Origin of the sequence: Prosthecomicrobium sp. N25, from assembly GCF_037203705.1 — a bacterium.
Classification (GTDB): Bacteria; Pseudomonadota; Alphaproteobacteria; order Rhizobiales; family Ancalomicrobiaceae; genus Prosthecodimorpha.
The window spans coordinates 2,954,146-2,974,687 of the sequence record NZ_JBBCAT010000001.1 but is presented as its reverse complement, the minus strand read 5'-3'; the positions used below and the strand labels follow the sequence as shown (position 1 = coordinate 2,974,687).

Genomic DNA, 20,542 nt, shown 5'->3' with positions numbered 1-20,542 from the left:
GACCCGACCCGCCATGGCGCGCGTGCTGATCGTGGAGGACGAGGAGGCGCTGACGCTTCTCCTCCGCTACAACCTGGAATCCGAGGGCCACGAGGTCGACGCCTGCGCCCGGGGCGACGACGCCGATCTGCGGCTGAAGGAAGCCGTCCCGGACCTGCTCCTGCTCGACTGGATGCTGCCCGGCCTGTCGGGAATCGAGCTTTGCCGCCGCCTGCGGACCCGGCCCGAGACGGAGCGGCTGCCCATCATCATGCTGACGGCCCGCGGCGAGGAGGCCGAGCGGATCCGCGGCCTCGCGACCGGTGCCGACGACTACGTGGTGAAGCCCTTCTCGGTGCCCGAGCTGATGGCGCGGATCCGGGCCATGCTGCGCCGCGCCAAGCCGGAGCTCGTCTCCTCGCGCCTCGCCGCCGGCGACATCGAGCTCGACAAGGAGACCCGCCGCGTCCGCCGCGGCGACCGCGAGATCCACCTCGGCCCGACCGAGTTCCGCCTGCTCGAGTTCCTGATGACGACGCCGGGCCGCGTCTTCACCCGCGAGCAGCTCCTCGACGGGGTCTGGGGCCGCGACGTCTATGTGGACGAGCGCACGGTCGACGTCCATGTCGGCCGGCTGCGCAAGGCCATCAACCGGGGCCGCGAGCGCGACCCCATCCGCACCGTCCGCGGCGCGGGCTACGCCTTCGACGAGCGCTTCGCGGCGGCGGCGTGAGTGTCGCGATGGCGGCTCGCCGCGCGATCTGCTACCCAGCCGGAGGGCCGCGGAGGGACGGCCGGTCGGGAGACGGTGGACATGGCGCGGCGCGAGTGCGGTACTTGCACGCTCTGTTGCAAGGTCCTGGGCATCCGCGAGCTGGAGAAGCCGCGGGGATCGTGGTGCCCGTCCTGCGCCAAGGGGCGCGGCTGCACGGTCTACGAGGCCCGGCCCACGAGCTGCCGCGACTTCGAATGCTTCTGGCTCAAGGCCCCGGAGGCGGCCCACGTCATGATGCCCGACGCGCTCCGCCCGGACCGCTGCAAGGTGGTCTTCGTGGTCCCGCCGGACGGAGCGGGCCTCGTCGCCGAAACCGATCCGGCGACCCCGACCGCCTGGCAGCGGCCGGACGTGCTCGCCGTGCTGCGGGCCGTGGCGTCGACCGGGCAGGTGGCCGGGGTCTTCGCAGGATCCCGGCGCTGGGTGGTGCACCCGGACGGCGGCTTCACGGAAGTCCGGGATTGAGCAGCCTTGCGCGGTCGAGGATCTCTTCCGCGTCGCGGCGGCAGCCCGGTCACGCCGCTCACCCGGCCGTCTTGAGCTTCTTCTTCTTCGGCTCCTGGTGCCCGTAGGTGGCGAAGCCCTTGCGGGTGTCCTCGATCTCGGCCTCGTTCAGGAGCACCGGGCCACCGATCAGGAGCGTGTGGTAGTACTGCTTGGCGATCGTCTCGAGCTCGACGGCGAGCCACATCGCCTTGTCGAGGCTGGCACCCGTGGCGATCATGCCGTGGTTGGCGAGCAGGCAGCCGGTCCGGCCCTCGAGCGCCTTCAGGGCGTTGGCCGAGAGCTCCGCCGTGCCGTAGGTGGCGTAGTCGGCGACGCGGACGTCCATGCCACCGAAGGCCGCGATCATGTAGTGGCAGGACGGGATCGGCTTGCGGGCGATCGCCAGGATGGTGGCGAAGGTCGAGTGGGTGTGCACGATCGCGCCGACCTCGGGCCGCGCCTTCATGATGTCGAGGTGGAAGCGCCACTCGGTCGACGGCTTCAGCGGGCCGTCCCAGGTGCCGTAGTCGCCGTCGATCGGCATGGAGGCGATCATCTCCGGCTCGCACAGGTCGTAGGGCGTCGCACTCGGGGTGATCAGCATGCGGTCGCCGTATCGCGCCGAAATGTTGCCGGCCGTGCCCTGGTTCAGGCCCGCGGCGTTCATCCAGCGGCACTTGTCGATGATCGCCTGGCGGAGCGCCTTCTCTTCCTTGCTCATGGACTCGTCCTTCTGGTGCTCGGGAAGGCTTCGGCAGGGCCGGTCTGCGGGGCGGCCCGGCCGTGAATGGCCTCGCCAGGGTGACGCGAATCGAGCGTCTCGTCTTGGCGCATCGTAGTCGACGCGCGACCCCGCGGTCGGCCTCCGGACGCGCCCGCCCGGCGCTAACCGACGTAGCCGAACTGGCGCGGAAGCCAGAGGACGCTTTCGGGGAAGAGGATGAGGATCGCCAGCGTGGCGACGAGCACGGCGATGAAGATCCAGATCTCGTCGATCATCTCGCGGAGCGGGATGCCCGTCACCGCATTGGTGACGAAGAGGAGGACGCCATAGGGCGGGGTGATCAACCCGATCATGGTGTTGATGACGACTACGACGCCGAAGTGCACGAGGTCGATGCCGAGGGCGTTGCAGGCGGGTATGAACAGGGGAACGATGACCAGGATGATGGTCGAGGCGTCGATGAAGCAGCCGAGCACCAGGAGCAGGACGTTCACGCCGATCAGGAACACGAGCGGCGACACCTGCACGTCCTTCAGCCACTCGGAGACCTGGCCGGGGATGTTCTCGCTGGCCACGATGTAGTTGAAGATGAGCGCGCCGCCGATCAGCAGGCCGACCGAGGCGGAGCCCTTCGCGCTCTCCAGGAAGACGCCGTAGAGGTCCCTGAGCGAGATCGCCCGGTAGAAGATGCCGGCGAGGATCAGGGAATAGGCCGCTGCCACGGCCGCGGCCTCGGTCGGGGTCGCGACGCCACCGTAGATCCCGTAGAGCAGGATGGCGGGCATCATCAGGGCCGGCAGGGCGCGGAACGTGGTCCTCGGCAGTTCCGAAAGGGGCACGGGCTCCTCGAGCGCGAAGTTGCGCTTCACTGCGATCCAATGATTGACGACGGACAGCACGAGGCCGATCAGCAGACCCGGCAGGAAGCCGCCGATGAACATGTAGCCGATCGAGGCATCGGACACGAGCGAGTACATCACCATCGGGATGGACGGCGGGATGATCGGGCCGATCACCGCCGAGGCCGCCGTCAGCGCGGCCGCATAGCCGCGGGGATACCGGCCGTCCTTGGCCATCATCTCGGTGATCAGCTTGCCGATGCCGGCAGCGTCGGCGATCGCCGAGCCCGACATCCCCGAGAAGATGATGCTGGTCACCACATTGACGTGACCGAGTCCGCCCCGGACGCGACCGACCAGCAGAACGCAGAACTGGAGCAGGCGCTCGCTGATCGTGCCGGCGTTCATGATGTTGGCGGCGACGATGAAGAGCGGCACCGCCAGGATCACGAAGCTGTCGTAGATGCCCTGGATGACCTGCTCGGCCGCGAGGCCGAGGTCCTGCCCCTTCACGAACAGGTAGGCGACCGCGGAGACGATCATGCCCAGGGAGATCGGCGCGCCGATGGCGGCGAGGCCGAAGAGGGTGACGAGGGCGACCGCGAACGGGAAACTCATGACCGCGGTTCCCCGTCGAGGTCTTCCATGCGTGCGCCCCGGATCAGCCGCCAGGCCCGGACCCCGTAGCGCACGATGATGGCGATCGCGAAGACCGCATAGATGCCGAAGACGATGTCGAGCCGGATGCCGATGATGGCGCTCGACTTGATCTTGTAGAAGGTGATGTAGTCCCAGGTCGCCGGGAACGACGCCGCCATGGCGAACACGATCGCGGTCGCCGAGGCGATCGAGAAGGCCCGCCGCATCCCCGAACTGACCGAGACGTAGAGCACGTCGAACTTGATGTGGTCCCGATCGTCGAGGACGAAGGCGGAGCCCCAGAACACGAGCCAGAGCCACGTCGTCAGGCAGGCCTCCAACGTCCAGCCGAGCGGGTCGTTGAAGACGTAGCGCGAGATGATCTGCACCAGGAAGGACGTGAACATCAGGGCGAGCAGCGCGACGGCGACGTCGTCCGCCCGCGCACGCAGCCATCTCGTGATGGGTCGCATGGTGACTGACCGGAGGGAGGGAGGGGAAGGCCCGCGGGGCGGCACGCGACGGCCGCCCCGGGATGGTCAGGACCGGCGGCGAGCCGGTGTCGCGATCACTGCACCGCGTTGATCTTCTCGACGAGGCCGGCCGGCCAGTCCTTGGCGAACTTGGACTCCAGATAGGCCTTCTGGACGCGCGTGCGGAAGGCGTCGACGTCCGGCGCGTAGACCTTGAGGCCCTTCTCCTTGAAGAAGGTCTCGAGCTCCTCCTCGAGCTTGAGCTGCCGCTGCCGGCCGAGCTCCGCCGCGTCGTCGGCGGCCTTCTGGAGGGTCTTCTGCTGGTCCGGCGTGAGCTTGTCCCAGACCTTCTTGGAGATCGCCAGGTAGTTCTGGTCGACGAGGTGGCTGGTCAGCACGATCTGCTTCGTGACTTCGAAGAATTTCGAGTCACGGTTGGTCGGCAGCGGGTTGTCCTGCCCGTCGATCGCGCCTGTCTGCAGCGCCGTGTAGATCTCCGTGAAGGCGAGCGGCAGCGGGTTGGCGCCGAGCGCCTGCCCGAGGAACAGCCAGGCCTCCGAGTTCGGCATGCGCAGCTTGAGGCCGGCGAGGTCCTCGGGCTTGCGGATCTCCTTGTCGGTGCGGAGGTTCAGTTGCCGCCGGCCGAGATACATGACGGTCAGGAGCTTCACGCCGAGCTTGTCCTCGGTCTGCTTCTTGAGATCGTCCATCAGGCCCGAGTTGAACACCTTCTTCTGGTGCTCGGCGTCGCGCAGCAGGTAGCCGGCCGTGAAGATGGACCAGGCCGGGATCAGCGTGGCGAGTTCCTGCGCGGAGGCGATCGACATCTCGAGATTGCCGCGCGCGATGGCTTCGAGCTCGGTGCCCTGCTTGAACAGGGTGGCGTTCCAGTGCGGCTGGAAGGTCGCGAAACCCTTGACCGCCGGGCCGAAGACCTCGATCAGCGCCAGGGCGCGCTGGTCGGTCGGGGTCGCCGGGGAGGAGAGGCGCAGGAGGACGCCTTCCTGGGCGGCCGCGGAGCCCAACGCGAGCGGGGCGGCGAGGGTGGCGGCGGAAACGCCGGCCACGAAGCGGCGGCGATCGATCGAGATGGTCATGACGGTCCTCCCATTGTCGGATTCTTGTAGAGGACGTTGTTTCAGCACAGTTGTCCCGCGGCGTCGAGAGGCGCCCCCTTGCCCGGACGCCCTCGCGGATGGCGCTTCAGGCGCGGATCGTCAGGGGGTCCTCGCCGGCCTCGATGCGTCGGGCCATGAGCCGGGCGATGGGATCGTCCGGGAAACTCGCCGTGTAGGCGAGCATGTCCGCCCGGCCGCCCGGATCGCCCGACGCGAGCGCCGCGAAGGCGCGCAGGAAGCGGACCATGTCGGCGGTCGGGTCGCGGCCGTCCTCGACCGGCTCGAAGGCGTCGATGGCGACGGTCTTGCCCTTCAGGAGGAGCGACCCGCAGGGCCGGAAGCGGTGGGCGGCGGCCGCCTCCGCGGTCGCGGCCGAGACGCTGATGCGCGTTCCGAGCACCTTGTTGGCGGCTTCCAGCCGCGCCGCGACGTTGACGGTGTCGCCATAGGCCGAGTAGTCGAACCGTCGTCCGCCGCCGAAGTTGCCGACCACGGCCGGGCCCGTGTGGATGCCGATGCGCGTCACCCCGAAGCGGATCTTCCCGGCCGCCATCTCGCGCGTGAAGGCCTGGGCGAAGCGGTCCATGGCGAGCGCGCAGGCGACCGCCCGGTCCGCATGATCCGGCTGGTCGAGGGGCGCGTTGAAAACCACGTGGACGGCGTCGCCGATGAGCTTCACGACCGTCCCGCCGCCATCCATGGCGATCCCGCAGAGGCCGTCCAGGTAGGCGTTCAGCACACGGACCAGCGTCTCGGGCTCGGCCCGCTCGGTGAAGCCGGTGAAGCCCTCCAGGTCGGTGAAGAGGCAGGTGATGACCCGCGTCTCCCCGCCGAGGCGCAGGCTCGACGGGTCGGCGGCGAGACGCTCGACGAGGGTCGGGGACAGGTATTGGGAGAAGGCGGAGACGAGGCGGCGGCTCTCCCGCTCGATGAGGCCGTGGCGGGCGATCACGGCGGCGGCGGCCGGCAGGAGCGAACCGGCGAGGAGCCAGACCGGATCGACCTGGACCCGCGCGGTCGCGTAGAGGAGGACGGACGCCAGAGGCAACCCGCCGGCCGCGATGCCTATGGCGGCGAGCGCCATCCCGAGCCGGGCGAAGCCGGCCAGGGCCGCCAGCGCGATCCCCGCCGCGAGAGCGGCGAGCGCCTCCGCCCCGGGCAGCCAGTCCGGGCGGTGCAGCCCATGGCCGGAGAGGATCTGCTGGAGCGCCTGCGCGTGGATCTCCACCCCCGGCATGAAGGGGCTGAGCGGGGTCGGGCGGAGATCGCCGAGCCCGACCGCACTGGTGCCGACGAGGACGATGTGTCCCGCGATCCGGCTCCGCAGGTCCGCCGGGCGACCCCCCAGGACCTCCCGGGCGGAGATCCGCAGCGCCGGATCGGGCTCGGCATAGTGCAGCCGCAGGGACCCGTCCGTTTCGGTCCTGAGGACGGTGTCGCCGAGGCGCAGGTCGAGGCCGGCGCCCGCCCAGCCCATGCCGGGGTCGCGCCGGACCACGACGGTGTCGCTGCCGGTCGCCACGCGGAGCGCCTCGAGGGCGAGGGAGGGCACGATCCGGTCGCCGAGGCGGGCGAGGAGCGGCACGCGCCGGACCATGGCGCCGTCGCGGGCCGCGAAGCTGAAGCTGCCTACCCCCTTTGCCGCCGCCTCCAGGAGAGGCAGGTTCGCAAGCGCGCCCGCGAAGGCGGGAAGGCCCGCCGCGGGGTCGTCTCCCAGGGTCGCGACGGCCGCCTTGGCGGCCGGCCGGACGTCGTTCGCCCCAGCGAGCAGCCCGGCGCCGAGGACGGTCGGGCCCGCGGCCAGCGCCGCCGCGAAGAGGCGGTCGTGATCGGCAAGTGGCGCGGCGGCGGCGAGGCGGGCGACGGACGGGTCGGTCGCCCACGCTTGCGCAAGGGCGGCCGGGGAGGTGCGGTCGGGCTCCGGAAAGACCACGTCGAAGGCGATCGCGGCAGCCCCGAGCTCGGTCAGGCGCGTGGTCAGCCGGGCCAGCACATCCCGCGGCCAGGGCCATTGCCCGAGGGCTGCGAGGCTGGCCTCGTCGATGTCCACCACCCGCACGGGCGCGCCCGTCGGCGCGCGCGGAAAGAGCCGCTGCAGGGCGTCGAAAGCGGCGACGCGCAGGACCTCGACGGGGGCGGACCCCTGCACGCCGCCGAACGCGAGCGCCAGCGCCAGGCCCAGGCCGGCGAGGAACGACAGCATGCGGCGCGATGGCTTGCGCAAGAAGGCGAACTCCGCAAGGGGGAGCGGCCGCGGGGGCGGGCCGGTCGACTTCCCCTAGCAGCCGCGGGCTTGTGATTCCGTGAAAGCGAAAATGCGAATCGACACCGCCCGCCCCGGATCCGCGGATTCCCGTATGAGATTGTTAAAGCCTGCCAGTCAGGATCCCGACCTGATCGGAAATCGGGGCCGGCATTTTGGACGATACACACCGCGTGAGGCTCCTTCCGGGGCAGTTCCTGTTCCGAGCCGGAGACCCGGGACGGTCGGCCTACCTGGTCGAGTCCGGCACCGTCGAGATCCGGGTCGAAGACCCGTCCGGCGTTCGCATGATCGCGGCGTGCGGGCCCGGCGAGTTCGTCGGCGAGATGGCCATCATCGACGGGGGCACCCGGTCGGCTCACGCGGTGGCGGCGACCGAGGCCGTGCTCTACGAGATCCCGGCCGAGCAGTTCGCGCGCCGGCTGGCGGAGGCCGATCCGATCGTCCGGCTGAGCCTCGGGATCCTGCTGCGCCGGCTCCGCGGCATGCTCGGGGCGGAAGCGGGCCTCGACCTGCCCGTCCGCACCGACGCGGTCGACCTCGCCGCGGCGGCGCTGGAGGAGGTCCGGCTGGAGCGCGAGCTCGCCGCGGCGATCCGCAAGGGCCAGCTCGAGCTGCACTACCAGCCGATCGTCGACCTGCCCACCGGCCGGCTCGCCGGGCTCGAGGCGCTGGTCCGCTGGAAGCATCCCACGCGCGGCTTCCTGTCCCCGGCGGTCTTCGTGCCGATCGCGGAGGCGTCCGGCCTGATCACGGAACTGACGCGCTGGGCGGTCGCCGAGGTGTGCCGGGTCATGCCGGACCTGGCGATCGCGGCAGCGGCCTGCCCGGAGGCCTGCGCCATGCCGGTGGTCGCCGTGAACGTGTCCGGGCGCGACCTCGGGGCGGCCGGCTTCGCCGACGAGATCGAGGCGCGGCTCGCCGAGCAGGGCATCGACCCGCGCCTCCTGAAGCTCGAGATCACCGAGTCGACGCTGATGGCCGACCCCGAGGAGGCCATCACGGTTCTGAAGCGCCTGCGCGCCGCCGGCATCGGCATCGCGGTCGACGACTTCGGCACGGGCTATTCCTCGCTCGCCTACCTGGCGCGGCTGCCCTTCACGACCCTGAAGGTCGACCGCAGCTTCGTTGCCGGCATGAGCGAGCCGACCGGCCTCCGCATCGTCCAGACGATCATCCGGCTCGCCGACCAGCTCGCGGTGCCGGTCGTGGCGGAGGGGATCGAGACGGCCGCGCAGCATGCCGAGCTGGTGCAGCTCGGCTGCCGCTACGGGCAGGGCTGGCTCTTCGGGCGCCCGCAGCCGCTCGGCGCCGCGCTGGAGACGGTGCGGACCTGGGGATCGCGTCTGCGCCGGATCGCCGACGCCGATTTGGAGAAGGCCCCGCCGGTCGCACTGGCGGGGTGAGGAGGAGAGCATCGATGTCTTGCGGATGGAAGCGGATCGCCCTGGCGGCGATCGGCATGGGGGCGGCATGGGCCGGGGAGGCCTCCGCCCAGGCGGTCGGAAAGGTCGACAAGGTCGAGGCGGAGGTCACGGCCACCTCCAAGGCCGGCACCCGCCGGCTCGAACCGGCCACCAACATCCTCTACGAGGACGTTCTCGTCTCCGGCCCGAAGGCGCGCCTGCAGGCGACCTTGCAGGACGGCACGCAACTGACCCTCGGCGAGAACGGCCGCCTCGTCGTCGACCGCTTCGTCTACGACCCGGCCAAGGCCGGCGGCGGCCTCGACCTGCGCGTGACGCGCGGGGCCTTCCTGTTCGTCGGCGGCAAGGTCGAGGAGAAGTCCGGCGGGGCGGTCAGCATCCGCACCCCGGTGGCGACCCTCGGCGTGCGCGGCACGACGGTCTGGGGCGGCCGCATCGACGGCGGATACGGCGTGCTGGTACTATCCGGCGAGGTCGATGTCCGCACCGCGCGCGGCACCGTCAAGCTGCGGAAGGGGCAGGGCACGCTGATCAGGGGCACCCCCTCGAGCCCCGCGCCCTGGTCGGCGGACCGGACCCGTCGCGCCGTCGCCACCATCGCGTTCACGCCCTGAGACACGGACGGACAGGCAACCCTCGCCATGCATCTCCGGCGCGTCGACGACCCTCCCGGCGACCTCGTGGCGACGATCGAGGCCCGGCTCCTTGCCGACCTCCGCGCGACCGTGCCGCAGTCGCTGAACAGCCGCTTCGCCTTCCTGCGGGAGGATGCGGCCGGGGAGATCGTGGCCGGGCTCATGGCCTCCACCGGCTATGGCTGGCTCCATGTCGAAATGCTGTGGGTCTCCCCCGCGCTGCGGCTCGGTGGGGTCGGGCGTGCCCTGATGGCGGCGGCCGAGGCCGAGGGGCGGGTCCGGGGCTGCCGCGGCGCCTGGCTGGACACGTCAAACGGGAGCGCCGCGGCCTTCTACCGGCGGCTCGGCTACGAGCCCTTCGGGGTCCTCGCCAGCGCGCCGGGCGACCCCGTGCCGACCCATCGCCGCTGGTTCCTGAGCCGGCGCCTGCCGCCCGAGGCCGGTGCGCCGGGGGGCTGACACGACCTCAGCCCGTGCGCCGGAACCCCTCGGAGGCCTGCATCAGCACGCGCGTGTACTCCGTCGCGACGCGGCCGCTGGCGAGGTCGTCGGACGACAGCGCCTCGACGATCCGGCCCTTCTGCATGACGGCGAGCCGGGAGCACATGTGCGTGACGACGGCGAGGTCGTGGCTGACCATCAGGAAGGTCAGCCCCCGGCGCCGGCGCAAGTCCTCCAGCAGGTTCAGGACCTCGGCCTGGACCGAGGCGTCGAGCGCGGAGGTCGGCTCGTCGAGCAGCAGGATCTCCGGCTCGAGGATCATCGCCCGCGCGATGGCGATGCGCTGGCGCTGGCCGCCGGAGAGCTGGTGCGGATAGCGGAAACGAAAGCCCCGGCCGAGCCCGACCTCGTCCAGCGCCCGGACGATGCGGGTCTCCTGGTCGTCGATGCCGTGGATGGCGAGCGGCTCGGCCAGCAGCCGGTCCACCGTCTGGCGCGGGTGCAGCGAGCCGTAGGGGTCCTGGAAGACCATCTGGACGGCACGCCGGAAGGCCTTGGAGCCGGGCGCCGGCGCGCTCGCGCCCTTGGTGGCCGGCGTCACCGTGATGGTGCCGCCCGCGAGCGGGACGAGCCGGCAGATGGCGCGCAGCACCGTCGACTTGCCCGACCCGGATTCGCCGACGAGGCCGAAGCTCTCGCCCGGGGCGACGTCGAACGAGACCCCGTCGACCGCACGGTAGGGGCCGAACTCGACCACGAGGTCGCGGATGCTGATGGCCGGCGTCATCGCGCCCACTCCGGCTTGCGGTCGAGGGTGGGCAGCGGATGCCGGCTCTCGCCGAGGCGGGGCAGGCAGTCGAGCAGGCCCCGCGTGTAGGGATGGGTGGCGCGGTCGAGCCGGCCCGACTCGATCTCCTCCACGACCCGGCCCGCGTACATGACCAGCACGCGGTCGCAGAAGGAGGAGACGAGGCGCAGGTCGTGGGAGACGAAGATCAGCCCCATGCCGCGGTCGCGCACGAGCCGGTCCATGATGGCGAGCACCTGGAGCTGCACGGTCACGTCGAGGGCGGAGGTCGGTTCGTCGGCGATCAGCAGGTCGGGCTCGGCGATCAGCATCATGGCGATCATGGCGCGCTGGCCCATGCCGCCCGAGACCTCGTGCGGGTAGAGGTCGTAGACGCGCTCCGGATCGTCGATCTGCACGGCCTCCAGCATGGCGAGCGCCCGTCGGCGCCGCTCTGCCCCGGACAGCGTCTCATGCGTCCTCAGGGTCTCGACGATCTGGTCGCCGATGCTCATGACCGGGTTCAGCGAGTATTTCGGGTCCTGGAGGATCATGGCGATGCGGCCGCCGCGCAGTTCGCGCCGCTGGCGCGCCGGCATGGTCAGGAGGTCCATCCCGTCGAAGACCAGCCGCTTTGCCGTCACGGTCCCGCTCGCCGCCGTCAGACCCAGGATGGCCCGCCCGGTCTGCGACTTGCCCGACCCGGACTCCCCCACGATGCCGAGCCGCTCGCGGCCGAGCGTGAAGCTCACCCCGCGCACGGCGTCGATCCGCCCGCCGTCGCGGGCCGGGTAGGTCACGCGCAGATCCTCGACCTCGAGCAGCGGCCTCATCGGTCGGACTTCGGGTCGAGGGCGTCGCGCAGACCGTCGCCCAGCAGGTTGAAGCCGAGGCTCACGACGAAGATCGCCGCGCCGGGCGCGGCCGCGACCCACCACTGGTCGAGCACGTAGAGCCGGCCGTTGGCGATCATGGCGCCCCATTCGGGGGAGGGCGGCTGCGCCCCGAGCCCGAGGAAGCCGAGGCCGGCGGCGGTCAGGATGATGCCGGCCATGTCGAGGGTCACGCGGATGACCACCGAGGAAACGCAGAGCGGCATGATGTGCCGCAGGACGATCCTGAACGGCGAGGCCCCCATCAGGCGGACGGCCGCGATGTAGTCGGCGTTGCGGATGGTCAGCGTCTCGGCCCGGGCGATGCGTGCATAGGGCGGCCAGGAGGTGATCGCGATGGCGATGACGGCATTCTCGATGCCCGGGCCGAGCGCGGCCACGAAGGCGAGCGCCAGGATGAGCCGCGGGAAGGCCAGGAAGATGTCGGTGACGCGCATCAGGGCCGCGTCGACGAGCCCGCCCGCGAAGCCCGCGACCGTCCCGACCAGGAGCCCGATCGGCGCCGCCAGGACCGCCACCAGCACGATGACGAAGAGCGTGATGCGCGAGCCCCAGACCAGCCGGGAGAGTATGTCGCGGCCCTGGTCGTCCGTGCCGAACCAGTGCGCCGCCGAGGGGGCCAGCAGCCGGGCGGTCCTGAGGTCGCCTCCTTCGACAGGCGAGTAGGGGGCGAGGATCGGGGCGAGCAGGGCGATGGCGATGAGCGCGAGCACGATCCCGAGACCGACGAGGGCGAGGCGGTTGCGGGCGAAGTCGCGCCAGACCGCGTAGGCGCGGCCGAACGCGGCCTGGCGCCGGGACTGCGGCCGCTCGGAAAGCAGCCAGTCGCGCAGCGACTGCGGGGCGGCGTCGGCCGTCATCGGCGAATCCTCGTGCGCGGGTCGAGCAGGCGGTAGAGCAGGTCGGAGAAGAGGTTGAGGCCGATGAAGACGGAGCCCACCACGATCGTGCCGCCGAGAACGGCGTTCATGTCGGCGTTCTGCAGCGAGTTGGTGATGTAGGAGCCGAGCCCCGGCCAGGAGAAGATCGTCTCGGTCAGCACGGAACCCTCGAGCAGCCCCGCGTAGGAGAGCGCGATGACGGTGACGAGCGGCACGGCCGCATTGCGCAGCGCGTGCCGCCAGATGATCCGCGTTTCCGACAATCCCTTGGCGCGCGCCGCGACCACGTATTCCTGGTTCAGCTCGTTCAGCATGAAGGACCGGGTCATGCGGCTGATGTAGGCGAGCGAAAAGTAGCCGAGCAGCGAGGCGGGCAGGATAATGTGCGAGAAGGCGTTCCCGAAGGCCTCCCACTCGCCCGCCATGGCGGCGTCGAACAGGATGACGCCGGTGACGGTCGGGACTGTGTACTCGTACACGACGTCGATGCGGCCCGGCCCGCCGACCCAGCCGAGCCGGGCGTAGAAGACGAGCAGCGCCATCAGCCCCAGCCAGAAGATCGGCACCGAATAGCCGACCAGCCCGATCACCCGCACCACCTGGTCGACGATGCCGCCCCGGCGCACGGCCGCCCAGACGCCGAGCGGCACGCCGAGCCCGGCCCCGATCAGCGTCCCCAGGGTGGCCAGCTCCAGCGTGGCCGGGAACACCCGGGCGATATCCTGCATGACCGGGCGGGTCGTCAGCACCGAGGTGCCGAAGTCGCCCTGCAGCACCTTGGCGATGTAGATGGCGAACTGCTCCCACAGCGGCTTGTTGAGGTGGAGTTCCTCGCGGACGCGCTGGATGACGTGCTCGGGCGCCCGGTCGCCCACGATGGCGAGCACCGGGTCGATCGGGATGACGCGCCCGATGAAGAAGGTCACGGCCAGGAGACCGAGATAGGTGAGGATCACCGTCACCAAGAATCGCCCGACCGCCGACCCGTAGCCATAGGCCCGGGAGGCGCGGAACGGTCGGGAGATGTCGGCGAGGGACATGCGGCGCTCCGAAGGGGCCGGGACGGCTCAGGCGTCCCTCGATCGGTCCGGCCATGCAGGCCGGACCGGCAGGGCCGGCGAGCCGACGGGGACCGCCGCCGCGACCGCCCCGCCGCCGGCGAGCCGGGGCAGGGCGGGGCGGCCGCGGGACGTCCTCAGCTCTTGGTGACGACGTAGAGCGCCGTGTTGTCGGAGGTCTTGCCGATCTGGAAGCCTTCCACGTTGGGCCGGTAGAGCGCCACGTCCGTCTGCTGCCAGATCATCACGAAGGGGCTCGTCTTGACGAACTCGTTCTGGATGTCGGCGTACATGGCCGTGCGCTTTGCCGTGTCGCGCTCCAGGGCGGCGGCGTTGGTCTTGGCGGTCAGCTCGGGGATGTCCCAGGCGTTGCGCCAGGCGAGCGGCTTGGACTTGGCGTCGTCGGCGTTGTTGGGGTTGCGCGTGAAGGTGTCGGCGTTGGTGTGCGGGTCCCAATAGTCCGCGCCCCACTGGCCGATGTAGATGTCGTGCTGGCGCGCCCGGTATTTGGTCAGGGTCTGCTTGCCGTCGCCCGGGATGATCTCGATCTGGATGCCGACCTTGGCGGCCGCCTGCTGGATCGCCTCGGCGACGCCCTGCACCGGCTGCACCGTACGCACGTCCATGCTCACCTTGAAGCCGTCCTTCAGCCCCGCCTTGGCGAGCAGCTCCTTCGCCTTCTCGGGATTGTACGAGAAGGGCTTCGTCTCCAGGGCGCCGAGCATGCCGACCGGCAGGAAGTGCTGGTGGATCGTGCCGATGTGCTTCAGGAGTGTGGCGCCGATCGCGTCGTAGTCGATGATGTACTTGAAGGCCTCGCGGACCTCGGGCTTGGCGAGGTTCGGGTTCTTCTGGTTCAGTGAGATGTAGTAGCTCGTCGCCTTGGCGGTCGCGCTGGTCTTCATGCCGGCGCCGGTCAGGGCGTCGATGTCTTGCGGGGTGACGTTGCGCGCGATGTCGATGTCGCCCTTCTCCAGCATCAGGCGCTGGGTGGCGCTCTCCTTGACATAGCGGTAGATGACGCGGCCGAGCCTGGCCTTCTCACCGTAGTAGTTTTCGTTGCGCTCGAGCACGATCAGCTCGTTGGCGCGCCATTCGCGCAGCTTGTAGGGGCCCGAACCCGCGTAGTTCGTCTTCAGCCAAGCGTAGCCCATGTCGCCGCCCTGCGCCTTGCTCTCGACGAGCTGCTTGTCGACGATGCAGGCGACGTTGGCGGTCAGGCAGTTCAGCACCAGCGAAGTGGCATAGACCTTGTCGGTGGTGATCGTCACGGTGGCGGGATCCACCGCCTTGATCATGTCCTTGACGTTGTCCTTCGTGAAGCCGAACTGGGTGAGGATGAAGGCCGGCGTCTTGTCGAGCGTGACCGCGCGCTGCAGCGAATAGGCGACGTCGTCGGCCGTGATCGGGTTGCCCGAGGCGAACTTCAGGCCGGTCTTGAGCTTGAAGGTGAAGAGCTTGCCGTCCTCGGACACCTCGTAGGACTTGGCGATGTCCGGGTCGACCTTGGACGTGTCCTTGGCATTCAGCCGCATCAGGCGGTCGTAGCAGTTGCCCATGATCTCGCCCGCCGAGATCTCAAAGGCCTCGGCCGGATCCATCGTGATGATGTCGTCGAACGCGAAGGCCAGGACCAGCGTGTCCTTGGGCGTGGCGGCGGTCGCATAGGCGCCCGGCCAGGCCGCGATGGCCGCGGTCGAGAGCGCGAGCCCGCCGAAGTGGCGGCGGGTGAGGGTCCAACGGGTCGAGGTCATGGATGGATCCTTTTCATTTTGCCCGGACGCACGCCCCGGGAAAGATGACGAGATCCTGCCCGCGCCCCGGTGGGAACGCAAGGGATCGAAAAGCGGCAACCACGTGCGGAAACCGGGCGAATGCTGAAATCTCAGACGTCTTGCCAGGACCCGTTGGCACCCGACCGGTAGAGCGCGTCGACCACCCTCATGTTGGCGACCGCGTCCTCGATCGGGAACTCGGCCGCCTCCTCGCCGCGGAAGACGCGCATCGCCGTCTCGGCCTGCAGCATGTACTGGTCGCAGGCCGGCAGCGTCTCGGATCGTATGCCGGACCCGTCGATGGCGCCGCCGATGTCGACCAGGATGGTGGTCGTCCCGTCCTGCGGCGCGTTCAGCGCCACCGGCACCTCGATCCGACCGGTCGTGCCGAAGATCTCCATGCGCTGGGCGCGCACGAGCTGGGTGGCGGTGGAGAAGGCGAGCCGCCGGCCCTCGCCGAAGTCGACGAGGCCGCTCGTCAGCCGGTCAGTGCCCATGTCGGGGTCCCGGTCGACCAGCGAGACGGCCCGCCGCGGCTCGGCGCCGAAGACGAAGCGCGACAGCAGCACGGCGTAGCACCCGATGTCGTAGAGCGCGCCGCCGCCGATGTCCGCCTTGTTGCGGACGTTGGCGGGATCGACGTTGAAGTAGCTGAGCGTCGTCTGCACGAGCCGGACGTCGCCGATCGCGCCGTCCCGGACCAGGTCGCGAACCCTCAGCCACTGCGGGTGCTGGCGCACCATGAAGGCCTCGAGAACCTGCCGCCCGGTCTCGTCCCGAACCGTCACGAGATCCGCGGCCTCCGCGGCCGTCAGCGCGATCGGCTTCTCGCAGAGCACGTGCTTTCCGGCCCTGAGCGCGGCGACGGACCAGGGCACGTGCAAGTGGTTCGGCAGGGGGTTGTAGACGGCCCCGATCTCCGGGTCGGCGAGCAGCTCCTCGTAGCTGCCGTAGGCCTTGGCGACCCCGAAGCGATCGGCCGCCGCGCGGGCGCGGCCCGCATCCCGCGAGGCGATGGCGGCGAGGCGGACCCCCGGGCTCTTCAGCATGCCGGGGATCACCTTGTTGACAGCGATGCCCGCCGGGCTCAGCACGCCCCAGGCCATGGTCGATGCCATTTCGTTCCCTCCCTGGGTCACATATCGGACGGCACGGTCCCAAGCCGCCGAGCGGGTGTGCGCCCGCCCCGGGCGAAGGTCAATCGGCCGGATCGATGCCCGTCCCCAGCGGCTGGCCTTCCAGCCGGTAGACGAGGCCGGTTTCCGGGTAGATCGCCGAAGCCGTGCCCGAGAAATAGGATGGGACCACCCGCTCCATCAGGCGGCTGCCGAAGCCCTTGCGTCCCGGTGGCGGGATGGGCGCGCCGCCGCTCTCCTCCCAGGAAAGGGCGAAGCGTTCGCTGTCCGACTCCCACCGGATGGCGACCCTGCCGCCGTCCTTGGACAGGGCGCCGTACTTCAGCGCGTTGGTGGTGAGTTCATGCAGCAGGAGCGCGATGCCGAGCGCCTGCTGGGCGTCGAGCTCGATGTCCGGGCCGTCGACCGAGATCCGGTCGAGCAGCTCGCTGTACGGGGAGAGGGATGCCCCGACGATCCGGTGCAGGGGGGCGGCCTGCCATTGGCTCTCGGTGAAGATGTCCTGCGCACGCCCGAAGGCGCTGAGCCGGGCCGTTACCGTGTCGGCGGCCTCGTCCAGGGAGGTGGCGGCCCGAATCGTCTGGACGACGATCGCCTGGACGACGGCGATGAGGTTCTTGATCCGGTGCACCAGCTCGCGCTGGAGCGCCGCGCGCTGACGTTCCGCCTCGTTGCGGGCGACCAGGGCCCGACGGGCCGTCTCGATTTCGGCGGAAAGCGACTGGTTCGCCGCCGCCAGGGCCTTGCGGCCGGACACCGCCTCGGTGGTCTCCGTCACGACGTCGAGGAAGCCGACGACCCGGCCCTCGTCGTCGAGGACCGGACTGTACGAGAAGGTCCAGTGGGTTTCCTCCGCGAAGCCGTTGCGCCACATGGTGAGCGGAAGGTCGGCCATCCAGACCGTTCGCCCTGAGAGGGCCTGGCGCACCATCGGGAGGATCTCGTCGTAGACGTCGTGCCACACGACCGCGAGCGGCAGCCCGAGCGCCGTCTCCGCACGCCCTCCCAGGATCGGGGCGAAGCCTGCGTTGAAGATGGTCGTCAGCGCCGGGCCGTAGAACAGGGCCATCGGCTGACCGGACGAGGCGAGGGTGTGGACGATCGTCCGCAGGCTGGCCGGCCAGGCCTGGATCGGGCCGACCGGCGTTGTCGACCAGTCGAACGCGGCGATCTCCGCCCCCATGGGACCGTACTGCCGGAGGCGGTCGGGGAAGCCCTCCGGATCCGTCGCGATTCCGTCCCAGGCCCGCTTGTCCTGCATCGATCCCGTTCCCGCCCTACATATGCAGAACTCCTCATGTGATTAGGAGATCGGGGTGTCGGCAGCAAGGACGTTCGTCCAGGCTTAGCTCCCCGGACGGGCGGGCCGGAATCGCCTGCGAGATGCAAAGCCCGCGAACCCAGGCGCCTGGACTGCAAACCCGAGCCATGATCGGCACTCACCCGCAGGGTGTGTGGCACGCGCGACGAGGCGCCGACGAAAGCGGGTCGTGGACCCCTGCCGCGAAGCTCGGGGGTTTTGCGGCGGGGAATGAAGGCCTCATGCCGGCATGGATGAACTGTGCCGGGTCTGTGCCGACGCCTGCCGGAACTGCGAGGAGGCGCGCCGCGCAGCGGGCCGAAGCCTCAGATCGCGGGTGCAGCAGACCGGAGGCCGCCGGTCGAAAAGTCGGCCCCCGGCCGCGAGCGGCCGGGGGCAGGTCTTCAGCCTCAGCGGCAGATGTACTTGGAGCCGTTGGCCTTCGGCTTCCAGTAACAGCGCGGGCCGTAATAGCCGTAGTAGCCACCGTAGGCGCCGTAGTAGGGATAGTAGCCACCGACGACGACACGCGGGCCGCCGTACCAGCCGCGCCCGTAGTAATGGCCGTAGTGGCCGTGGCCCTTCCAGTGCTTGCTGTAGCCGTGGCCGTTCCAATAGCGCTTGCCGGCCTCGGCCGTGCCGGTCGTCGCCGGCAGCACCGCCATGGCCAGCACCGCCGATGCGGCGGATGCGAAAGCAATCTTCGGTAGATTCATCGTGGTCTCCTCCGGTTCAGTCGGATGCCCCCCACGCGTGGTCCCTCTCAGGGGGACAACCGGCCCGGATTGCCCTGGTTCCGGCCGCCTCCCGAACGGTGCGCGGCCGTCGAGCGTCGATCCGCTTTCCGGTCCGTCAGGGACGTTACCATGCCTACGCATGCGAAATCACTAATGAATAACCCGGACGCAGTATGCACGTATTCAAGAACGGCGACCTGGAGGGTAGGAGCGACGAGTAGGTCGCGGACCCCGAGCAGGCCGTCGCCATCGCGCTCCATGAGGCGGGCGCCTGGACTCGGGAGAGCCCGCCGGAGACCCGGACCTGACCGGGTTGAGCAAGGAGCAGTTGCGCCGGGCGATGCGGGGCTGACCTCGGACCCGGTCAGGCGAGCTCGTCGAGCATCGCGAGCGCCACCTCGATGGTGGCCAGGCGGACGCCGGAGCGGCCGATGTCGCCGAAACGGCATTCGCGGTGGACGTGTACGCCGTCGCGTCGCAAGGCCGCGAGATGCACGAGACCGACCGGCTTGGCGGCCGAGCCGCCGCCCGGCCCCGCGATGCCCGTGACCGCCACCGCGAGGTCCGCGCGCGACCGGGTGAGCGCCCCTTCGACCATGGCGACCGCCACCTCGCGGCTGACCGCGCCGACACGCGCAATCAGCGCGGGGTCGATCCCGAGCAGCTCGGCCTTGGCCTCGTTGGAGTAGGTGACGAACCCCCGGTCGACCACCGCGGACGATCCCGCGATCTCGGTCAGGACCCCGGCGATGAGCCCTCCGGTGCAGGACTCGGCGGTGGCGACGGTCAGCCCGGCGGCCCGGGCCTTCGCGACGAAGGCCGAAGCGGCAGGGAGCAGGGGCGCGAGGTTCGTCATCGGCGGGCGGGCTCGAAGGGCAGGCGGATCGTGGCGGTCGCGATCGCGGCAATGCCCTCGCGGCGTCCCACGAAGCCGAGCGCCTCGTTGGTGGTCGCCTTCACGCCGACGCGGTCGACGTCGATGCCGAGGATGTCGGCGACGCGCGCGCGCATCGCCTCCCGGTGCGGCCCGATCTTCGGCGCCTCGGCGACGATCGAAATGTCCGCATGGGCGATCATGCCGCCCCGGGCGGCAACGCGGCGCGCCGCCTCGCGCAGGAACACGGCCGAATCGGCGCCCTTCCAGCGCATGTCCGAGGGCGGGAAGTGGCTGCCGATGTCGCCGTCGCCGAGCGCCCCGAGGATCGCGTCGGTCAGGGCGTGCAGCGCCACGTCCGCGTCGGAATGGCCCTCCAGTTTGTGCGTGTGCGGTATACGGATGCCGGCCAGCACGACCGCGTCGCCCTCCGTGAACCGGTGCACGTCGTAGCCCGTGCCCACCCGCACGTCTGCGAGGGCCAGCATCTCCTCCATCCGCAGCCTCCGTTCCGCCGCGACGAGGTCGTCCGCGGTGGTGATCTTGACGTTGCCGGGGTCGCCCAGGACGGTGCGCACCTCAATCCCTGCCCAGCGCGCCACGGCGGCATCGTCCGTGAAGTCGTGGCGACCGGCGGCCGCGGCGGCCTCGTGGGCCGCCAGGATCCGGGCGAAGCGAAAGCCCTGCGGCGTTTGAGCCGCCCAGAGCCCCTCGCGCGGAATCGTTTCGAGAAGCAGACCCGAGGCATCGGCCTTCTGCACCGTGTCGACCACCGGGACGGCGGCCAGGACGGCCTCGGCCTCCCGCAGCGCCGCCACCGTGCGCTCGATGACCGAAGATGAGACGAAGGGTCGCGCCGCATCGTGGATGAGCACGATGTCCGGCTCGTCGGGCGCCAGCGCCCTGAGCCCCGCCAGCACCGACGCCTGCCGTGTCGCTCCGCCCGCAACCGGGTCCGCGATGCCGGCGAGGCCCGCCCTGCAGGCCTCGAAGTCGTCCCGGAACGCGGGATCGATCACGGTCAGGATGCTGCCGATCGCCGGATGCGCCGCAAAGCGGGCGAGCGTGCGCGCGAGCAGCGGCTGTCCCCAGAGATCGAGATACTGCTTGGGCCGGCCGCCGACCGCGCCGGCAAGGCGACGCCCCGACCCGGCGGCGACGATGATTGCAGCAACTCGGGGTTGATCGCCGGCGGAGGGGACCGGCCCTGCCTTGTCCGTCATCCGTATCCCTCGGATGTCATGCGCGAAAGCCTGTGTTGCGCCGCGGGAAGACGCTTGCTCTTGCGGCAAAATCTGCCAA

At 70.3% G+C, this 20,542-nt stretch carries 20 protein-coding genes; 5 read left to right on the top strand and 15 right to left on the bottom strand.

Translation table 11 applies throughout. The features are described from left to right. Positions 1–13: 13 nt before the first annotated feature. Both phoB and WBG79_RS13515 read left to right on the top strand, forming a co-directional pair. On the top strand, positions 14–712 hold the full coding sequence (gene phoB, locus WBG79_RS13520; RefSeq protein ID WP_337357627.1) for a phosphate regulon transcriptional regulator PhoB: 699 nt from the start codon (positions 14–16) through the stop codon (positions 710–712). An 81-nt stretch (positions 713–793) separates the two neighbouring features. Further along, positions 794–1,219 (top strand): hypothetical protein, encoded by a 426-nt coding sequence (locus WBG79_RS13515; RefSeq protein WP_337357626.1) that lies wholly within the window; start codon positions 794–796, stop codon positions 1,217–1,219. Positions 1,220–1,277: 58 nt separating this feature from the next. On the opposite strand, the gene WBG79_RS13510 is transcribed toward WBG79_RS13515, so the two are convergent. The 5 genes from WBG79_RS13510 to WBG79_RS13490 all read right to left on the bottom strand — a co-directional run bounded on the left by WBG79_RS13510 (position 1,278) and on the right by WBG79_RS13490 (position 7,257). After that, positions 1,278–1,961 (bottom strand): class II aldolase/adducin family protein, encoded by a 684-nt coding sequence (locus tag WBG79_RS13510; protein ID WP_337357625.1) that lies wholly within the window; start codon positions 1,959–1,961, stop codon positions 1,278–1,280. Positions 1,962–2,125: 164 nt separating this feature from the next. Continuing rightward, complete coding sequence (locus WBG79_RS13505; RefSeq protein ID WP_337357624.1) at positions 2,126–3,421, bottom strand: TRAP transporter large permease; 1,296 nt, start codon at positions 3,419–3,421, stop codon at positions 2,126–2,128. Then, positions 3,418–3,915, bottom strand: a complete 498-nt coding sequence (locus WBG79_RS13500) for a TRAP transporter small permease (RefSeq protein WP_337357623.1) — start codon at positions 3,913–3,915, stop codon at positions 3,418–3,420. The genes WBG79_RS13505 and WBG79_RS13500 overlap by 4 nt, the downstream gene beginning before the upstream one ends. Positions 3,916–4,010: 95 nt before the next feature. After that, a complete protein-coding gene (dctP, locus tag WBG79_RS13495; protein ID WP_337357622.1) occupies positions 4,011–5,012 on the bottom strand; it encodes a TRAP transporter substrate-binding protein DctP in 1,002 nt (333 codons plus the stop codon). A 106-nt stretch (positions 5,013–5,118) separates the two neighbouring features. Beyond that, the gene (locus tag WBG79_RS13490) at positions 5,119–7,257 is read right to left on the bottom strand and encodes a CHASE2 domain-containing protein (protein ID WP_337357621.1); all 2,139 of its coding nucleotides are present in this window, start codon (positions 7,255–7,257) and stop codon (positions 5,119–5,121) included. Positions 7,258–7,469: 212 nt separating this feature from the next. Here WBG79_RS13490 and WBG79_RS13485 point away from each other — a divergent pair, with 212 nt between their 5' ends. From WBG79_RS13485 to WBG79_RS13475, 3 genes are read left to right on the top strand one after another with little or no spacing between them, the layout of a single operon-like run. Further along, entirely contained in the window at positions 7,470–8,702 is a 1,233-nt protein-coding gene (locus WBG79_RS13485) for an EAL domain-containing protein (protein WP_337357620.1), read from the top strand. Positions 8,703–8,716: 14 nt separating this feature from the next. Further along, on the top strand, positions 8,717–9,337 hold the full coding sequence (locus tag WBG79_RS13480; RefSeq protein ID WP_337357619.1) for a FecR family protein: 621 nt from the start codon (positions 8,717–8,719) through the stop codon (positions 9,335–9,337). A gap of 27 nt (positions 9,338–9,364) precedes the next feature. Beyond that, positions 9,365–9,817 (top strand): GNAT family N-acetyltransferase, encoded by a 453-nt coding sequence (locus WBG79_RS13475; RefSeq protein WP_337357618.1) that lies wholly within the window; start codon positions 9,365–9,367, stop codon positions 9,815–9,817. Positions 9,818–9,824: 7 nt separating this feature from the next. Here the strand turns inward: WBG79_RS13475 and WBG79_RS13470 are convergent, their stop codons facing one another. The 10 genes from WBG79_RS13470 to WBG79_RS13425 form a co-directional block, all read right to left on the bottom strand. Then, entirely contained in the window at positions 9,825–10,586 is a 762-nt protein-coding gene (locus WBG79_RS13470) for an ABC transporter ATP-binding protein (RefSeq protein WP_337357617.1), read from the bottom strand. Next, positions 10,583–11,419, bottom strand: coding sequence for an ABC transporter ATP-binding protein (locus WBG79_RS13465; RefSeq protein WP_337357616.1), 837 nt, complete (start codon positions 11,417–11,419; stop codon positions 10,583–10,585). The genes WBG79_RS13470 and WBG79_RS13465 overlap by 4 nt, the downstream gene beginning before the upstream one ends. Continuing rightward, the gene (locus WBG79_RS13460; RefSeq protein ID WP_337357615.1) at positions 11,416–12,339 is read right to left on the bottom strand and encodes an ABC transporter permease; all 924 of its coding nucleotides are present in this window, start codon (positions 12,337–12,339) and stop codon (positions 11,416–11,418) included. Before WBG79_RS13460 ends, WBG79_RS13465 begins: the two co-directional genes overlap by 4 nt. Beyond that, on the bottom strand, positions 12,336–13,400 hold the full coding sequence (locus WBG79_RS13455; protein ID WP_337357614.1) for an ABC transporter permease: 1,065 nt from the start codon (positions 13,398–13,400) through the stop codon (positions 12,336–12,338). The genes WBG79_RS13460 and WBG79_RS13455 overlap by 4 nt, the downstream gene beginning before the upstream one ends. A 155-nt stretch (positions 13,401–13,555) precedes the next feature. Next, positions 13,556–15,172 carry an ABC transporter substrate-binding protein gene (locus WBG79_RS13450; RefSeq protein ID WP_337357613.1) on the bottom strand — a complete coding sequence of 539 codons (1,617 nt, stop codon included), beginning with the start codon at positions 15,170–15,172 and terminating at the stop codon, positions 13,556–13,558. Positions 15,173–15,303: 131 nt separating this feature from the next. Further along, complete coding sequence (locus tag WBG79_RS13445; protein WP_337357612.1) at positions 15,304–16,311, bottom strand: Gfo/Idh/MocA family protein; 1,008 nt, start codon at positions 16,309–16,311, stop codon at positions 15,304–15,306. A 79-nt stretch (positions 16,312–16,390) separates the two neighbouring features. Further along, positions 16,391–17,590, bottom strand: a complete 1,200-nt coding sequence (locus tag WBG79_RS13440; RefSeq protein ID WP_337357611.1) for a sensor histidine kinase — start codon at positions 17,588–17,590, stop codon at positions 16,391–16,393. A gap of 449 nt (positions 17,591–18,039) precedes the next feature. Continuing rightward, positions 18,040–18,345 carry a hypothetical protein gene (locus WBG79_RS13435; protein ID WP_337357610.1) on the bottom strand — a complete coding sequence of 102 codons (306 nt, stop codon included), beginning with the start codon at positions 18,343–18,345 and terminating at the stop codon, positions 18,040–18,042. A gap of 385 nt (positions 18,346–18,730) precedes the next feature. Continuing rightward, on the bottom strand, positions 18,731–19,222 hold the full coding sequence (locus WBG79_RS13430) for a CinA family protein (protein ID WP_337357609.1): 492 nt from the start codon (positions 19,220–19,222) through the stop codon (positions 18,731–18,733). Further along, complete coding sequence (locus tag WBG79_RS13425) at positions 19,219–20,463, bottom strand: bifunctional 2-C-methyl-D-erythritol 4-phosphate cytidylyltransferase/2-C-methyl-D-erythritol 2,4-cyclodiphosphate synthase (RefSeq protein ID WP_337357608.1); 1,245 nt, start codon at positions 20,461–20,463, stop codon at positions 19,219–19,221. The genes WBG79_RS13430 and WBG79_RS13425 overlap by 4 nt, the downstream gene beginning before the upstream one ends. Positions 20,464–20,542 lie beyond the last annotated feature (79 nt).

Coding starts and splice junctions, on each gene's coding strand:
- phoB (WP_337357627.1), top strand. CDS start 14: ATGGCGCGCGTGCTGATCGTGGAGGACGAGGAGGCGCTGACGCTTCTC.
- WBG79_RS13515 (WP_337357626.1), top strand. CDS start 794: ATGGCGCGGCGCGAGTGCGGTACTTGCACGCTCTGTTGCAAGGTCCTG.
- WBG79_RS13510 (WP_337357625.1), bottom strand. CDS start 1,961: ATGAGCAAGGAAGAGAAGGCGCTCCGCCAGGCGATCATCGACAAGTGC.
- WBG79_RS13505 (WP_337357624.1), bottom strand. CDS start 3,421: ATGAGTTTCCCGTTCGCGGTCGCCCTCGTCACCCTCTTCGGCCTCGCC.
- WBG79_RS13500 (WP_337357623.1), bottom strand. CDS start 3,915: ATGCGACCCATCACGAGATGGCTGCGTGCGCGGGCGGACGACGTCGCC.
- dctP (WP_337357622.1), bottom strand. CDS start 5,012: ATGACCATCTCGATCGATCGCCGCCGCTTCGTGGCCGGCGTTTCCGCC.
- WBG79_RS13480 (WP_337357619.1), top strand. CDS start 8,717: ATGTCTTGCGGATGGAAGCGGATCGCCCTGGCGGCGATCGGCATGGGG.
- WBG79_RS13475 (WP_337357618.1), top strand. CDS start 9,365: ATGCATCTCCGGCGCGTCGACGACCCTCCCGGCGACCTCGTGGCGACG.
- WBG79_RS13470 (WP_337357617.1), bottom strand. CDS start 10,586: ATGACGCCGGCCATCAGCATCCGCGACCTCGTGGTCGAGTTCGGCCCC.
- WBG79_RS13465 (WP_337357616.1), bottom strand. CDS start 11,419: ATGAGGCCGCTGCTCGAGGTCGAGGATCTGCGCGTGACCTACCCGGCC.
- WBG79_RS13460 (WP_337357615.1), bottom strand. CDS start 12,339: ATGACGGCCGACGCCGCCCCGCAGTCGCTGCGCGACTGGCTGCTTTCC.
- WBG79_RS13455 (WP_337357614.1), bottom strand. CDS start 13,400: ATGTCCCTCGCCGACATCTCCCGACCGTTCCGCGCCTCCCGGGCCTAT.
- WBG79_RS13450 (WP_337357613.1), bottom strand. CDS start 15,172: ATGACCTCGACCCGTTGGACCCTCACCCGCCGCCACTTCGGCGGGCTC.
- WBG79_RS13445 (WP_337357612.1), bottom strand. CDS start 16,311: ATGGCATCGACCATGGCCTGGGGCGTGCTGAGCCCGGCGGGCATCGCT.
- WBG79_RS13440 (WP_337357611.1), bottom strand. CDS start 17,590: ATGCAGGACAAGCGGGCCTGGGACGGAATCGCGACGGATCCGGAGGGC.
- WBG79_RS13435 (WP_337357610.1), bottom strand. CDS start 18,345: ATGAATCTACCGAAGATTGCTTTCGCATCCGCCGCATCGGCGGTGCTG.
- WBG79_RS13430 (WP_337357609.1), bottom strand. CDS start 19,222: ATGACGAACCTCGCGCCCCTGCTCCCTGCCGCTTCGGCCTTCGTCGCG.
- WBG79_RS13425 (WP_337357608.1), bottom strand. CDS start 20,463: ATGACGGACAAGGCAGGGCCGGTCCCCTCCGCCGGCGATCAACCCCGA.